This is a genomic window from Nocardia vinacea (genome assembly GCF_035920345.1).
GTDB lineage: Bacteria > Actinomycetota > Actinomycetes > Mycobacteriales > Mycobacteriaceae > Nocardia > Nocardia vinacea_A.
The window spans coordinates 9,865,495-9,881,174 of record NZ_CP109149.1 but is presented as its reverse complement, the minus strand read 5'-3'; the positions used below and the strand labels follow the sequence as shown (position 1 = coordinate 9,881,174).

Annotated in this window: 15 protein-coding genes; 4 read left to right on the top strand and 11 right to left on the bottom strand. The window is 66.6% G+C overall.

Annotation, left to right across the window (positions count from 1 at the left end; translation table 11 throughout):
• Positions 1–10: 10 nt before the first annotated feature.
• Positions 11–1,225, bottom strand: coding sequence for an MFS transporter (locus tag OIE68_RS44840; protein ID WP_327096941.1), 1,215 nt, complete (start codon positions 1,223–1,225; stop codon positions 11–13).
• Between the two features lie 106 nt (positions 1,226–1,331).
• On the opposite strand from OIE68_RS44840, the gene OIE68_RS44835 reads away from it, so the two are divergent.
• Genes OIE68_RS44835 through OIE68_RS44825 form a run of 3 tightly spaced genes read left to right on the top strand, consistent with a single transcriptional unit; the run spans position 1,332 to position 3,041 of the window.
• On the top strand, positions 1,332–1,667 hold the full coding sequence (locus OIE68_RS44835; RefSeq protein WP_327096940.1) for an ArsR family transcriptional regulator: 336 nt from the start codon (positions 1,332–1,334) through the stop codon (positions 1,665–1,667).
• Complete coding sequence (locus OIE68_RS44830) at positions 1,652–1,846, top strand: tellurite resistance TerB family protein (RefSeq protein ID WP_327102032.1); 195 nt, start codon at positions 1,652–1,654, stop codon at positions 1,844–1,846. Before OIE68_RS44835 ends, OIE68_RS44830 begins: the two co-directional genes overlap by 16 nt.
• Positions 1,847–1,862: 16 nt before the next feature.
• Positions 1,863–3,041 (top strand): winged helix DNA-binding domain-containing protein, encoded by a 1,179-nt coding sequence (locus OIE68_RS44825; protein WP_327096939.1) that lies wholly within the window; start codon positions 1,863–1,865, stop codon positions 3,039–3,041.
• A gap of 3 nt (positions 3,042–3,044) precedes the next feature.
• Here OIE68_RS44825 and nadC read toward each other — a convergent pair whose 3' ends face one another.
• The 3 genes from nadC to nadA all read right to left on the bottom strand — a co-directional run bounded on the left by nadC (position 3,045) and on the right by nadA (position 6,844).
• Positions 3,045–3,905 (bottom strand): carboxylating nicotinate-nucleotide diphosphorylase, encoded by an 861-nt coding sequence (gene nadC, locus OIE68_RS44820; protein ID WP_327096938.1) that lies wholly within the window; start codon positions 3,903–3,905, stop codon positions 3,045–3,047.
• Positions 3,906–3,946: 41 nt separating this feature from the next.
• Positions 3,947–5,686 carry an L-aspartate oxidase gene (locus OIE68_RS44815; RefSeq protein WP_327096937.1) on the bottom strand — a complete coding sequence of 580 codons (1,740 nt, stop codon included), beginning with the start codon at positions 5,684–5,686 and terminating at the stop codon, positions 3,947–3,949.
• Positions 5,687–5,800: 114 nt separating this feature from the next.
• Positions 5,801–6,844: a quinolinate synthase NadA gene (gene nadA / locus OIE68_RS44810; protein WP_327096936.1), complete on the bottom strand. Its 1,044-nt coding sequence runs from the start codon at positions 6,842–6,844 to the stop codon at positions 5,801–5,803.
• 93 nt (positions 6,845–6,937) lie between these two features.
• On the opposite strand from nadA, the gene OIE68_RS44805 reads away from it, so the two are divergent.
• Positions 6,938–7,696, top strand: a complete 759-nt coding sequence (locus tag OIE68_RS44805) for an NUDIX hydrolase (RefSeq protein WP_327096935.1) — start codon at positions 6,938–6,940, stop codon at positions 7,694–7,696.
• A gap of 157 nt (positions 7,697–7,853) precedes the next feature.
• Here the strand turns inward: OIE68_RS44805 and OIE68_RS44800 are convergent, their stop codons facing one another.
• The 7 genes from OIE68_RS44800 to bioB all read right to left on the bottom strand — a co-directional run bounded on the left by OIE68_RS44800 (position 7,854) and on the right by bioB (position 15,633).
• Entirely contained in the window at positions 7,854–8,069 is a 216-nt protein-coding gene (locus tag OIE68_RS44800; protein ID WP_327096934.1) for a hypothetical protein, read from the bottom strand.
• A gap of 455 nt (positions 8,070–8,524) precedes the next feature.
• Positions 8,525–8,707 (bottom strand): hypothetical protein, encoded by a 183-nt coding sequence (locus tag OIE68_RS44795; RefSeq protein ID WP_327096933.1) that lies wholly within the window; start codon positions 8,705–8,707, stop codon positions 8,525–8,527.
• A 106-nt stretch (positions 8,708–8,813) separates the two neighbouring features.
• Positions 8,814–12,872, bottom strand: a complete 4,059-nt coding sequence (locus OIE68_RS44790; protein ID WP_327096932.1) for an AAA family ATPase — start codon at positions 12,870–12,872, stop codon at positions 8,814–8,816.
• Between the two features lie 140 nt (positions 12,873–13,012).
• On the bottom strand, positions 13,013–13,546 hold the full coding sequence (locus OIE68_RS44785) for a DUF1353 domain-containing protein (RefSeq protein ID WP_327096931.1): 534 nt from the start codon (positions 13,544–13,546) through the stop codon (positions 13,013–13,015).
• Between the two features lie 92 nt (positions 13,547–13,638).
• Complete coding sequence (locus OIE68_RS44780) at positions 13,639–14,364, bottom strand: DUF2567 domain-containing protein (protein WP_327096930.1); 726 nt, start codon at positions 14,362–14,364, stop codon at positions 13,639–13,641.
• A 2-nt stretch (positions 14,365–14,366) separates the two neighbouring features.
• Complete coding sequence (locus OIE68_RS44775) at positions 14,367–14,582, bottom strand: hypothetical protein (RefSeq protein ID WP_174415049.1); 216 nt, start codon at positions 14,580–14,582, stop codon at positions 14,367–14,369.
• A gap of 37 nt (positions 14,583–14,619) precedes the next feature.
• Positions 14,620–15,633 carry a biotin synthase BioB gene (gene bioB / locus OIE68_RS44770; RefSeq protein WP_327096929.1) on the bottom strand — a complete coding sequence of 338 codons (1,014 nt, stop codon included), beginning with the start codon at positions 15,631–15,633 and terminating at the stop codon, positions 14,620–14,622.
• Positions 15,634–15,680: the final 47 nt, after the last annotated feature.

Sequence of the window (15,680 nt, the reverse complement as noted above, 5' to 3'; positions counted from 1 at the left end):
TGACATGCGGCTATCGCCGACCTATCGCGGTGGTGGGGGGGCTAGTCGCGACGAATACCGCGCCGAGCACCGCGGCCGCACCGACAATGCCTGCGAAAGTTGTCGCGCTCGCGGGCAAACCGATTGCGTCACCGAGGAATCCGGCCGACAGCGGGAGCAACGCGGCGGGCAGGTAGCCGCCGACATTCTGAGCGGCATTGGCCTCGGCGAGTCGATCGCCCGGCACATTCGCGCTGATGGCCGTGAGACCGCCGAATTGGCCCATGCCCTGGCCGATGCCAGCGAGGATCGCGGCGGCGGCGAAGAACGCGATCGATGTCAGCCGCAGCGCCGACACCAGGGTGATCATGCTGAGCAGGGTGGCCGCCGTGCCGCCCAGCAGGATCGTGCGCAAGCGCAGGCGGCGCACCGCGAATTGGATACCGGTGGCGCCGAGGAACATGACAAAGGCGAGGCCGCCCGCGAGCACTCGGTTGGTTGCCCCCAACAGGTTCGACAGCAGTGAGGGGCCGAGCGAGAGCACGAATGATGTCGCGGTTATGCCCGGGGCGAATACCGCGATGCCGAGTAGTACGGCGGTGCGTCCACCGGGGGCGACCGCGGGGATACGGATCCATGGGCCGCGCCCGCGCGCAACCTCGGGCAGGTCGAGCCGCGCTATGACTGCGAAAGCCGAAGCGAGTAAGACGATTTCGACGACGAAGATGGTGACGGTCGGGCCGGGAACGAGCTGTGACAGCAGGCCCGCCAGCAATGGACCGAAGCCCGCGCCGAGCACCATGGTCGATGAGGCCGCGAGTGCGGAAAGGCGTTTGCGCTCCGGGCCGCCGATATCGGTCACCGCCGCCATACCCGCCGAAACGGCCGCGCCGACCGCTATTCCGGTGAGCAGGCGCGCGATCGCCAGCATCGCAACCGAATTCGCGGTGGCGAAGAGCACGCAGGCGAGCATCGCGAGGATCACCGCGGGCAGCAGCACGGGCTTGCGGCCGATGCGGTCGGAGACCACACCGGCGACCAGCAGCGCGCCGAGCAAGCCGACTATGTAACAGGCGAATACGGCGGTCAACGTGCCCGAAGAGAAGCCGAGTCGGTGCTGCCACACGACATACAGCGGGGTCGGCGCATTCGAGAGCACGAAGACCGCGAGTACGGGCCAAGCCGCCAGCCATACCGCGCCATCGCGGCGCACCTCGGTTTCGGGTTTTACCGCGAGTGTCGTCATCCCGACCTCCTAGTTCGACATTTCTCGTACTGGTACGACGGAGATCGAACTTAGCATCTAGTACGATTCAAGTCGAACTAAGAAATCACGATCCGCAGGAGACCCGATGTCATCGACCGAGAGCGTCGCGACCACGCTGCCCGAGCCGACGCGCGCCGAGCTGCGGCTGGAAGATGTGCTCGGCGTGCTCAGCGATCCGCTGCGGCTGGGTATGGTGCGGAAACTGCTGCTCGAATCCCCCGACACCGATCGCTCCTGCGGCTGGTTCGAGATCGATCGGCCGAAATCGACACTGACGCACCACTTCCGAGTGCTGCGCGAGGCCGGTGTCACCCGTCAGCGGCAGTACGGGTTGGAGCGGCGCAGCCGGGTGCGGATCGAGGACCTCGACGCCCGCTTTCCCGGACTGCTCGATCTGGTTCGTGCCTGGCAGCCGGTGTAATTCGGCGGTGTTTCGGGGGCACGCGTGTCCCGGCGGGTAAGCCGACCGAGGCGCATGCGGTCGTCCAGATCGGCATCATGATCGGCAATGCGGACGGGAATTTCGATCAGAACGAGATCGCGGCGATACGGGAGGCATGCCAGGCGCTGGGGGTGGATCCGCAGCAGTTCGGTATCTGACCGCTAATATTCGCATATGCGTTCGATTGATGCGGCGGAGCGACGGGCCCGGCTGGCGCGACGGCATCGGCTCACACCAGCGTGTCGCACCGATGAAGTTGCCGATATCGTCCGATCCCTCGTCGTCCTGCATGCGACCGATCCGGCGACGGTGTACCTGTCGGTGGGCGCGCGCAGTCTCACCGCTGAGCCCGCACATGTCGAGAAGGCGCTGTACGACGATCGGACGCTGCTGCGCCTGCTGGCGATGCGGCGCACGATGTTCATCGCGCCGGTCGAATTGCTGCCGGTATTGCAGGCGTCGTGCGCGGATGCGTTGGCGGAGAAGCAACGTCGCACCTACGGGAGGTTCATCGAGCAGGCCGGAGTTGTCGACGGGGATGTGCGCGCCTGGCTCGCCGATGTCGAAGACGAAACGCACAAGGCACTTTTGGCACGTGGCGCCGCGACCGGCGCACAGTTGAGCAAGGACGTACCTCGGCTGCGCACGCAGGTCAATACCGCTCCAGACAAGGCATATTCGCGTCCCAACAGCATCACCACCTGGGTGCTTGTGATCCTCGGTGTGGAGGGGCGCATCGTGCGCGGTCGGCCGAACGGCAGTTGGACGAGCAGCCAATACACTTGGGCGCCGATCGAAGCCTGGCTGCCGCAAGGCGTTCCGACCATGCCCGCCGATGCGGCACGCGCCGAACTCGTCCGGCAGTGGCTCTACGCCTTCGGCCCCGCACCCGTCACCGATATCAAGTGGTGGACCGGCTGGACCCTGACCGAGGTTCGCAAGGCCCTCGCCCAACTCGATGTGGTGGAGGTCGATCTCGACGGCACCACCGGTCTGCTACTCGCCGACGACCAGGACCCGACCCCCGAGTCCGAACCCTGGGCCGCCCTACTCCCGGCCCTCGACCCCACTCCCATGGGCTGGCAGTCCCGCGACTGGTACCTCGGCCCCCACGCTTCAACCCTCTTCGACCGCAACGGAAACGTCGGTCCCACCATCTGGTGGAACGGGCGCATAGTCGGCGGCTGGGCCCAGCGCAAAGACGGCGAAATCGTCTACCGCCTATTGGAAGACATCGGCTCCGAAGCCGAATCTCTCATCGAAGCCGAAGCCGCCCGCATCGCCACCTGGTACGGCGAAGTTCGCGCCATCCCCCGATTCCGCACGCCATTGGAGCGTGAACTCACCGCCTGACGGCTACATGTCGAGGCCGAGATCGAGGACGCGCACCGAGTGGGTCAGGGCGCCGACGGCCAGGTAGTCGACGCCGGTGCGGGCGTAGTCGGCGGCGTCGGCGAGGGTCAGGCCGCCGGAGGATTCGAGTTTGGTGGTGGGGGCCTGGGCGTTGCGGCGTTGGACGGCGGCTTGAGTTTGCCAGAGGGGGAAGTTGTCGAGCAGGACCAGTTCGACGTTTTCGGCGAGGACGGCGTCGAGTTGTTCGAGGCTGTCCACTTCGACCTCGCAGGCGATATCGGGGGCCAGCTCGCGCACCGCGCGGAGCGCGGCGACCACCGAACCGGCGGCTACCACGTGATTGTCCTTGATCAGAGCGGCATCGCCGAGGCCCATGCGATGGTTGACGCCACCGCCGACGCGGACCGCGTATTTCTGCAGGGCACGCAGGCCGGGCAGGGTTTTGCGGCTGTCACGGATGCGGCAGTCGGTGCCCGCGACCTCGTCGACCCAGGCGGCCGTCGCGGACGCGATGCCGGACAGGTGGCAGACCAGGTTGAGCATGGTGCGTTCGGCGGTGAGCAGACCGCGGGTCGGCGCGACCAGCCCGAGCACGGAGTGGCCCGGCTCGACCCGGGTGCCATCGGCGACGCGATCGGTGATTTCGTAATTGCCCGCACCGATCACCTCGTCGAGCACGAGCAGACCGATATCGAGCCCGGCCACCGTGCCCGGCTGGCGCGAAACCACCGATGCCTTAACCGCCGCATCGGCGGGAACCGTTGCCACCGTGGTGATATCGGGGCCGTAGCGCAGATCCTCGTCCAGTGCGGTGCGAATCAGGGCTAGCACCTCGTCACGATCCAGGCCGGTATCCAGTCCCATCAGTGCACTCCTCGTCCTACTGTTCTCGTGCATTGCCGCGGTCATGAGGCGCTGGGGATGGCGTCCTGGGTCCAGGTGGTGAGGTCGAGGCCGTCGGGAGCGGGGACGGGGTGACCTTCTGGGCCCAGCCGTACTGCGCGACTGCGGCGTTGGTTGTCGTCGGGGGTCGGGTGGTCGGAGCGGGTGTGCGAGCCGCGGCTTTCGGTGCGGGCTGCCGCAGAAAGCAGGAGCACCTGGGCGGTGAGGGTGAGGGCGGCGTCCTCGAACGCGGTGATGCGTTGTGCCGCGGCCGCACCGTTGAGGTCTTCGGTGTCGTGCGACGCCGCACCGGTATTCACAGTCCCGCTGCTGTTCAGTGCGCCGTCGAGCGCCGCACCCGTCAATCGCTTTTTGGCAGTGGTCAACTCGGCACGCAAGCGACTTGCCGCGCTGTGCGACACCGCATCTCGCAACCGCACGGCCGCCTCCGCCAGTCCGGCGGCATCGCGAACCACGGAGGCATGCAACGTCATCGACTGCTGCACCAAGGCTCGGGCGGCGCGCGGAATGGTGTGGAAGGACACGTCCGTCACGTGCGCTTCCTCGCCGAGGCGTTCGGCAGCGGCCACCCCGGCCCGCTCACCGACCACCAACCCCTCGAGCAGACTGTTCGAGGCGAGCCGGTTGGCGCCGTGCAACCCGGTGCGCGCCACCTCACCCGCGGCATACAGACCGGGAACCGCGGTCCGGCCGTGCGTGTCGGTCACGACCCCGCCACATTGATAGTGCGCGGCGGGAGCGACCGGAATGAGATCGGTATGCGGGTCGATCCCGGCGGCCAGGCAGGATGCGGTGATCGTCGGGAAACGTTGTGGGAAGGTGTCGATCGCTCGGGCGTCGAGGTAGACGTGATCGGTGCCGAGGGCGCGCATCCGTGCGGCGATCGCACGCGACACCACATCGCGCGGTGCCAGATCACCACGCGGGTGCACACCCGCGGTCACCGAATTCCCTTCGGAATCGACCAGTATCGCGCCTTCGCCGCGGACCGCCTCGCTGATCAACGGGCGTCTGCCGAGTCCACCGGGGGTATAGAGCACCGTCGGATGGAACTGCACGAACTCGAGATCGGCCACCGTGGCACCGGCCCAGAGCGCCAGCGCGATGCCGTCGGCGGTCGCACCCGGCGGATTCGTACTCAGCGCGTACAGCTGACCGAGCCCGCCCGTCGCCAGCAGCACCGCCGGTGCGTGCACGACCCCGAATCCGTTCTCCGACACCGCGATCACGCCCTGCACACCGGACCGGCCGGTGACAACCTCCAGTGCCGCGGCACCGAACAGGACCGGCAACCCGGCCGCATTCAGTGCGCGCTGCACCTCGGCGCCGGTGGCGTCACCTCCGGCATGGATGATCCGCCGCGTGCTGTGACCGCCCTCGCGGGTGCGCGAGATCTGGCCGTCCCGAGCGAGATCGAAGACCGCACCCAGATCGGTCAGTGCGGCGACGGCCGCCTGGCCACCTTCGACGATCGACCGCACCGCCGCCTCGTCACACAGTCCGGCACCGGCCTCGACCGTGTCGCGCATATGCGATTCCACCGAATCCTCATGCGGCGCAACGACGGCGATACCGCCTTGGGCGTACTGGGTTGCGGTATCCGTCGGGCCGCCCTTGCTGAGGATGAGCACCCGCAGCCCGCGCAGCGATGCCGTTCGTGCCGCGGTCAACCCGGCGACGCCCCCACCGATCACGACCAGATCGGCGGCGGCTTCCCAGTCGATCCGCGGCGCGGTACTCATGCGCCCCTGCCCTTCTCGACCTGGTCGGCAGCGATATCGCTACCGACCACCCCGGTGATCATTCCGCACCGCCACTCCGGACGAGCGCACATGTCGCGCTCTGATCGCAGCCGTTCATTCGCCGCCGCCCGAGTTGCCGATTTCGATCATGCGCCGCACCGAATTGCTAGCCAGCGCGGCGGTTTCCAGGTCGACGTGCACCTCGTCGGTGTTCTCCACGAGCGAGCGGAGCAGCGCCGCCGGGGTGATCATCTTCATGTACTTGCAGGACGCACGGTCGTTCACGGCCTGGAAGTCGATGCCGGGGGCAGCTTTTCGCAGCTGATGCAGCATGCCGACCTCGGTGGCGACCAGGACCTGATTCGACTTCGCGGCCTTGGCGGCGTCGATCATCCCGCCGGTCGACAGAATGTGCACCCGCTCGGCCGGGAACGAGCCCTCACCCGCGAGGTACAAAGCCGAAGTGGCGCAACCGCACTCGGGGTGCACGAACAGTTCGGCATCCGGGTGGGTGCGGGCCTGTTCGGTCAGTTCGTCGCCGTTGATCCCGGCATGTACGTGGCATTCGCCCGCCCAGATGTGCATATTCTCGCGGCCGGTGACCCGCTTGACGTGCGCGCCGAGGAACTGATCCGGCAGGAACAGCACCTCGCGGTCGGGATCGATCGAAGCGACCACATCGACGGCATTCGAGGAGGTGCAGCAGATATCGGTGAGCGCCTTCACCGCGGCGGTGGTGTTCACGTACGAGACGACCACCGCATTCGGGAATTCGGCCTTCCAGGCTCGCAATTCGTCGGCGGTGATGGAATCGGCCAGAGAACAGCCCGCCCGCTGGTCCGGAATGAGCACGGTCTTCTCGGGGCTGAGAATCTTGGCCGTCTCGGCCATGAAGTGCACACCGCAGAACACGATGGTGTCCTCGGGGGCCTCGGCCGCGATGCGGGACAGCGCCAGCGAGTCACCGACATGGTCGGCCACGTCCTGGATCTCGGGCAACTGGTAGTTGTGCGCGAGAATCGTCGCGTTGCGCTCCCTGGCGAGCCGCTTGACCTCGGCTGCCCACTCCGGTGTGGCCTCGACACCGGCGAATCCGGTCGGACCATCGACTACCTGCCCCATCAGCGGGGGCGCCAACTTCACACCCATGGTCGCCATGGATGGCTCCTCTCCTCGTGCGCTCGGCCCTTGTGCCTTTTCACATGGCAGCCGATTCGCACCAAACCAGGTTTTCGACTTACAATCGAAAACGTGGCCCATAGTAGCACCATCCACGAAACGCTCACCGCGGTGTTCCAGGTTCGGCGCTTCCCCGACGACATCACCGCAGGTAGCAGCCCTGCGCGTATAACAGATGAGTTGATTCGGCCTTGTCCGCCCGGTCAGCGGACCGAACTCGCGGTGCTGCTGTGGGAGCGCGCCCTCGACCCACAGAAGGGCACCTGGTCGCTACCCGGCGGACGGCTGCGCGACGATGAAGACCTCAATGTCTCGGCCCGTCGCCAGCTCGCCGAGAAGGTCGATGTGCGCGAGCTGGCACATCTCGAGCAGCTGTCGGTATTCAGCAATCCGGACCGAGTCCCCGCACCGCGGCGGATCGCCTCGGCCTATCTAGGGCTGGTGCCGCTGACCGCGGACCCGCAACTACCCTCGGACACCACGTGGCATCCGGTTTCCCAGCTGCCGCGCATGTCGTTCGATCACGGCACGGTCGTCGAACACGCGCGCACCCGGCTCGCCGCGAAGCTCTCCTACACCAATATCGCCTTCGCCCTGGCACCTGAGCGGTTCACCATGTCCACGCTGCGCGAAATCTACTGTGCCGCACTTGGTTACGAGGTCGACACGACGAATCTGCAGCGAGTTCTCACCCGCCGCAAGGTGATCACGCCGACCGGCGCGACCGCATCCCCCGGCCGGGCGGGTGGACGCCCCGCGGCGGTCTATCGGTTCACCGACTCCGAAATCCGAGTCACCGACGAATTCGCCGCGCTGCGCCCACCCACCTGACCTCCCCACGATCGCCTGCCCCACGATCGCCCCTCAGTTCGGCGGCCGCTCCCCCGAAGCGGTCGCCGAGCTCGAAATGGACTGTGCCATGGCCACTGCCGTAGGGGCCACGGCATCCGAGCGTGCCCTCGTCGGCATCGACCAGGGCACTCCCCTTCTACTCGGACAGCCCGCCGGGCACACCCAAGTGCCCGGAGCTCAAAACGCACACCGGCCAGAGGCACGGGAACGCGGACTCGGCCGGAGCCTCGACCCGCGTCGCTGTCACCTCGCCCGGCTGTTCGGCAACCGCTTGCGCTGCGCCGGAAATCACTCCGATCGCCAACACGGCTCCCGCCACCACCGATTTCCCATACACCGATTTCCAGGACATTGCTCTCCCCCTCCGAATCGCTGAATCCTCCCGGTGATTCGCGGAGTCGAGACCGAAGTACGGCTCCGCGGTTCGAACGAATCGAACAACTCAGACGGTAGAGAGCGATCGCGCCGGGCGAAACGGAGCGATGCGCAGAGCCGCCGAATATGGCTGGTCACAGTCGGATACGAGTTATCCGGTCCGGAAGCGGTCGGCGTCCGGCAGGCCTGTCGGCTTTCCGGACCGGACGTAGACACGGTGCTGCGAGTCGGTGAAGCCCTGTGTCAGAACACTTCTCGACCACGCCGACGAGTTCACCGCGAACCGGTTGCTCACCGGATGCGACCATGCTGAGCACACCGTGGGAACTATGCCCGAGAAACAACAACTCGTCCCCGCCAACAACAAAGACCCCGCCTTCACATGCCATAGCACGTGAAAACGGGGTCAACCACAAACTGCGGGACGCAACCTCAATCCCGCTCCCGCCCCTTATGTTTCGCCTTCCGCCGATACCGCCGCGCACTGGGAATCGGCTGCGCGGCATTGGACCGCCGCAGCGCATTCCGCCGCCGCCACGCCACCAGATCAGCCCGCTCCCCGGCCTCCGGAACCAGCACTGCCTGCCCATGCCTGGTCAACATGTCCTCGCTCATCGCCACCTCCTTCCCACTCGCGGCTCAACGTGCGCGTCAACGGTATCCACCCGACCGCACATGTGGCCACCGATTTTCAGTGAGAACAAAGCCTCCGAAACCTGGATTATTCGCACGGCCGCCGATACGGGAGCCCTGGCAGATGGTCCTTCCACACCTCGGAACTCAACCTCGGTGTCGTGGCATCGCAGATGCGCGCAATGCTGTGCTGTGGATTCAAATCCCACACCCGGATTCCGCCCGAGTCTGCCCCGACCAGGTACTCCCCGCCGGGGTGGAATGCGGTGATCCAGAAGGTCGACGATGCGGCCGCCGTGACAGGGTGCTTGATCGGCTCGGGTTTGCGGGGGTTCGTAAAGTCCCACAGTTGAACCGCATCGAGTCCACCCGATGCCAGCAGGCGGCCGTCGGGGCTGAAGGACATCGAGCCGATCAAGGTGGTGTGACCGATCAGTGGAGCGTCGATCGCGACCGGTTCGCTCGGATTCTGGACGTCCCACACGCGTATTCGCAGATCATCACCGGAGGTCACCAGAGTGCGTCCGTCCGGCGTGAATGCGAGGGTAATCCCCGACTGGGCCTGTCCGGCCGCAATGTGCCCGAGCCTCTTCGGGGCGGCCGGGTTCACGATATCCCACATGGTGACCGATTCCTGCATGCGCGCCACTGCCAATCGACGACCGTCCGGGCTGAACTGCACACCGAAGGGGTAATCGTGCGCAGCGGATATCGGCTCGCCCACTGCCCGCGGACGCACCGGATCAGACACGTCCCAGACTCGAATGACATCGTTGGGTGTTGTCCCGGACACCCCGGTGAGCCCGGCAGTCACGAGCAGCCGTGAATCCGGACTGAACCCGACGGCACTGAGTTGCCCTGTCTCGGCTGGCAATTCACTGAGCACACGCATGGCGGTGGGATCGGCTATATCAATCAGCACACCAAGATACCGCTCATCACCGACCACCAGCAGGCGGCCGTCCGATGTCATCGCCATATTGGTGGCACCCGAGAGCGGCAGCTCGAGCCTGCCGAGTCGGCGCGGCGTGTTCGGGTCACTGATCTGCCACACCTCGACCGCGCGGTCGCCCGAACGGACCACCATCCTCGTCCCGCTCGCATCGATGATCGGTTCGTATGCGCGGGTCAGGTTATCGCCCGGACCGATCCGCGGCATCGACCACACTCGAACGGCGCCGTCTTGTCCGCCGGTCACCACCGTCTGTCCGTCGGGAGCGAAGCAAATTGCCGTTACCGCCCCTTTGGTGCCCGCCAGCCGTCCTCCTACCGTGGCCGGGTGATCCGGATCGGCGATATTCCATGCGGTGGCCGTTCCGCGATCGGAGACTGCGACCACTGTCCGACCATCCGGGCTGAAGGCGATCGGCGTCCCCACCGAGGGCGGGCCGATATTCAGTGGCTGCCCGATCGCCCGCGGTGTCACCGGGTCACGAACATCCCAAAGATGGATAGCTTCTCGACCCGCGACCGCGACGACCGCTCCGTCTGGACTGATTGCGGCCGACACGGCGTCCGGAGTGAATGCGGACTCGGGACTTGATGCGGCCGACAGGACGTCACTCGTCAGTCTGACGGACACCGCGGTGGAATGCGGATCCGGAATACGCCACAGAAGTGTCTCCCCGTTTATCCCAACCGTGACCGCAGTCCGCAGAGACGGGCCGACCGTCGCAAAGGTCGGCGGATCCGACGACAGTTTCGGGATCGGCGTGCCGATCGGAGTGGGGCGGGTGGGATCACCTATGTCCCAGAACATGATTGGCAGGTCCTTGCTCGCGGTTACCAATGTCTTGCCATCCGCGCCGAAGACGAGCACGTTGGGATAACCGCTGGGCAGCGGCGTGCCGATCATGATGGGATGCGCCGGATCGCGCACATCCCACAGCTGCACCGTGTTGTCGCCAGATGCCGAGGCGAGCAGCGAGCCGTCCGGGCTGAACGCCACGGCGTAGACCGAGCCGGTGCTCCCGGTCAGTGGTCGACCGACTTCCCTCGGATGGCGACGATCGGAAATGTCCCATAGCCGAACGGTTTTGTCGGAGCCGCCCGAGGCGATGAACCGCCCGTCCGGCCGAACGGCCAGCGCGTGGACGAACCCTTCGTGCCCCGGCAACGCACTCGCCAACGCCATGTTCTGCGTATTCAGTAGGCGTACACGCACTTCGGGATCACCGGGTCGCAGCTTGTCGGCCGCCAGCACCAGTTGCGCCGAAAGCGACGGGTCGGTTGTCTCGAGCCGGTCCGATTCGGCGAGTACTGCCGCGAAGATCGCGTTGTCCCGTTGGGTTTTCGCCGTACCGCTCTGTACGAAGGCCACACCGGCCAGCACCAGCGCGATCACACCGAGCAGGGCCAGCACCACCATCCGCGCCGACGACCGCCGCTGCGTGCGCCGACGCGCCTGCTGTGATGCCGCCAGGAACTCTTCCGCCACAGCGCCGATCGCACCCTTGTCCGCGTGCTCCTGCATGGTGATCAGCCGTGCGCCGCGGTAGAGCAGCGACGGGTCACGGCCGCCCGTTGCCCAATCCGCCGCATCCGCCTGCAGCCGTTGGCGTTCCAGGTATCCGACGCGGTCCTCATCGATCCAAGTGCGTAGGCGGGGCCACGCGTCGAGGACGATTTCGTGTGTCAGGTAGGCAGATTCAGCATCCAGTGTGATCAATCTGGTGCGGGCCAACACTTCCAGGGCGGCCTCGGCGGCCTCGACCGTCTGGTGGATCAGTTCGGCGCGGGTTACTTTGCGGCGGGTGTCGCGGGAGTCGTCGCCGACGGCTACCAGGCCGAGGAGGACCTGTTTGCCGATGCTCTGTTGAAAGTCGGTCAGTTCGCCCCAGGCCTTTTCGGCGGTCGCGGCGACGGAGCCGATGACGCCGCCCGCCGCGCGATAGCCTTCGATGGTGAGGCGGGTGCCGTCGCGTCGTTGCCATACGGCCGCCATCACATGCGATACCAGGGGTAGTGCGCCGGGGTCGTAGGCTCGGCGCTGTCCGCCGAGTCCGCACAGCTCGCTGATGACGAGTTCTTCCAGACCGGATTCCAGTTTGTAGCCGGCCAATTCGGCGGGGCGGGTGATGGCTTCGGCGAGTTCGTCGAGGCGCATCGGGCCGAGGAGGTAGCTGCGGTGTTTGAGGGCGTCCTCCAGGAGAGGGACGTCGAGGCAGCGGGCGTAGAAGTCGGCGCGGACGGCGATGACGACGGCGGCTGGTTCGCGTTCGCCGCGAATGGCGAGGTGTTCCAGGGCGGCCAGAAACGCCTCGCGCTCATCCTCGTCGCGGCACAGGGTGAATAGTTCCTCGAACTGGTCCACAATCAGCAGGCGGTGTCGGTCCACACCCCATTCGGCGAGCGCTGCGGTAATGAATTCCGAAGAGTCGTCGGTCTTCTCGGACTCACCGGCGCCGGGACCGGAACGGCCGCCGTCCACGAGCCCGGCATCGTCCGCACGTCCAGTGACAGCAGGTGCTGCGGTATCCGCAGTCACAACAGAATTGCCAGTGCGATCTCCCCGGACAGCAGCTGAAAGCGCGGCAACGGGTGCGGTACCCGGCGTCATGGTTGCGACCGCCCAGTCGTCGACCGGATCGGCGAGCGCCGGAAGTAGACCCGCTGCCAGCAGTGACGATTTGCCCGCCCCGGACGCCCCGACCAGCATGACGATCCCGCCGTCCCCCTCGGGACCCATTGTCGCGCGGACCAACTCGGCCAATTCCGCGGTCGGCCGGGACCGGCCGAAGAACAACTCCGCATCGGCGCGCCGGTAGGAGGTCAGCCCGAGATAGGGGCATTCGGTGGCTTCGGATGCCGGATCCCAGGCATTCGATGCCGCCCACAACCGTTGCCACTCCTGCACATCCAGCAAGGCGGGCGGAACCGGCTTACTGGACTTGCGCGCCTCGTCGATCAGTGTGAGCAGGACGGGCAGCAGGGATTCGAATCGCGCGGGAACATTGCGCCCGGACTTCCAGTCGCTGATGCGCTGGACCGAAGCTCCGTTCTTCTGGCCGGGCGCTCGTGCCGCCCGCATCCGCGCCTCCGCTGCGGTCGCCACCCGACGCAACGTCGGATTGCCCGCGGCCGCGAACAGCGCGGCGAATTGTTGTGCGAAAACGGTTCTCGGCGACGGTCGCAGACGCGATTCCATCTGTCCTCCTGCACTTTCCGATAGCGGGAGCGACACCCCCTGGCGTGCAATGAGATTAAGACGGATCGCGAGCGCGAGCCTCGATCAGGACATGCGAATACGCAGGTTGAACTGCTGAAACAGAGTTCCGGACCGGACGGTCACGCGGTCTTCATCTGGGGTTGTGGTGGCGGGGCCGCGGTGCGCTGTCCGACGCGCGCTACAGCCCAGAACACCAACTCCACCAACCAGAACAGCCACAGGAATACCTGCACCGCGACGACCGGGATCGCCAGGAACAGGATCGAGAGGATTGCGACGAGTAGAAAGCGTGCGATATCGCCGAGTGTGGCGCCGCGCAGTCCGCTCCCCAAACGCACTGCGGCCCACATCATCCACCGACGCGGTATCGACACCTTGAACTCGCGCAGGCAGCGGCGGAACAGGCCGTCCGCGTCGGCGGTGCTCACCTCGTGCGAGCTTCGCAAATAGTCGTGCAGGATTGCGGCGCGGGTGTAGGCGCCGTAGCGGGGTATCAGCCAGACCAATGCCCGTGGCACCGAGGCGAAGTCGGTGCGGAAGCCCGCTGGGATGACGAATTCCTGTGTGGCGCCTCGATAGACTAGCGGTTCGACCACCCGCCAGAACTGCGCGTCGAGTTCCTCGACGACCGGCCCGCTACCAACGAACGCCACGATCCGTTCCTCTCTGAACGCACAGCGTGTCCCACAATTCTAGGCCGTTGTGGTACGTCTGTGCCGCCGCGTGGGCAACGGTTCGGATAACGTCAGCGCGCGCGATCCGAACCGGGCGGCCCGAAGCCGCCATACGGCACACCGTAGGGCACCGGCCCGCCGTTCGCACCACGATACGAATCGGCATTGTCGACGGTCGCGAATCCGCTTGCCGCAGTGAAGTATGGCCGCGAATCGCCGAGCGGTCCGCTGAAGCCGGTGCCGAGATCCGCTGTCGGACTGAACGCCGCGAGGAACAGCACGATCAGCGAGGCGAGCAGCGGTTGCACGATCAGCGCAAGCCAACTGCCGACCTCCACCGGCAGCCGCACGATCTGGCCGACCGCGGGGTCGTACGGCATCGGATGCTGCCACTGCATGATCTGCTCGCCGACCTTCGACATCACGTAAGCGCCTGCACCGGAACCGATCAGCAGCCCCAGTTGCAGCAGTGGTCCGCGCGCGCGACGCCAACGCCATGCGCCGATCGCCGTCAGCACACCCAGGACCGCACCGATGCAGACGAAAATCGCCAGCGCGTCGAACTGGTGCACACTCTCCCCGGTCAGGGCCGCGCCCTTGGCCGATACCGCACCGGCGCGCGCCTTGACCACCAGATACTGCTCGGTGGGCGCCACGAAGGCCCACACCACACCGCCGAGCACGCCGAGCAGCACTGCCCCGACCGCGATCAGCGCGGCCGCCCGCAGCTCACGCCGCACGCCCACCATTCGGGCCGATCCGGGCGGCGCGGTGACGACGTCGCCGTATTCGGCCACCACTAGCGGTGTTCCAGATTCTTCGAATCCAGCACACCGTGCCGCGAGCACTTCGCCCACCAGCCGTCCGGGCTGACCTGCACGATCATGCGCCGGCCGCACTGCTCGCAGAAGCGCGGCGGCTCCAGTCCCAGTGCCGCGGCGGCCGGGACCGGATCGTCGAGCCCCGGCACGATGCGTTTGCCGGTGAACGGGTTGTAGCGCTCGTCCATATCCATGACAGTACTCACGGCGCCAGCCTCTTTCGTGACCGATTCAGAGTGTTTCGTTGAGCGCTTTGATCGGCATCTTCAGCTCACCGAGCAGATCCAGGTCCGCTTCGGCGGGCCGACCGAGGGTGGTCAGGTAGTTGCCGACGATCACAGCGTTGATACCGCCGAGGATGCCCTGCTTGGCGCCGAGGTCGCCGAGGGTGATCTCGCGACCGCCCGCGAAGCGCAGGATGGTGCGCGGCAGCGCGAGCCGGAATGCGGCGACGGCACGCAGTGCGTCGGCGGCGGGCAGCACCTCGAGGTCGCCGAACGGGGTGCCCGGCCGCGGGTTGAGGAAGTTCAGCGGCACCTCGTCCGGCGTGAGCTCGGCCAGGTTCGCCGCGAATTCCGCACGCTGCTCCAAGGTTTCGCCCATGCCGAGGATGCCGCCGCAGCAGACCTCCATACCGGCCTCGCGCACCATGCGCAGGGTGTCCCAGCGCTCTTCCCAGGTGTGCGTGGTGACGACGTTCGGGAAGTGCGAACGGGAGGTCTCCAGGTTGTGGTTATAGCGGTGCACGCCCATGGCGGCGAGCTGGTCGACCTGCTCCTGGGTGAGCATGCCCAGCGAACACGCGACCTGGATGTCGACCTCGTTGCGGATGGCCTCGACACCGGCGGCGACCTGCGCCATCAGCCGCTCGTCCGGACCGCGCACGGCGGCGACGATGCAGAACTCGGTGGCGCCGGTCTTGGCGGTCTGCTTGGCGGCTTCGACCAGGCTGGGGATATCGAGCCAGGCGGCGCGCACCGGCGACTGGAACAGGCCCGACTGCGAGCAGAAGTGGCAGTCCTCGGGGCAGCCGCCGGTCTTGAGGCTGATGATGCCCTCGACCTCGACCTCGGGACCGCACCACTTCATGCGCACGTCGTGTGCGAGGGCGAGCAGTTCCTCCAGCCGGTCGTCGCCGAGCCGGAGTACCTCGAGGGTCTGCTCCTGCGTCAGGCCTTCGCCGCGCTCGAGCACCTGCTCGCGGGCGGTCGCCAGAATGTCGGTTTGGACGGGTGCCTGGGTCACTGCACGAATCCCTTCGTCCGGCCGAGGTGGCCGTGCAACTTGAACGG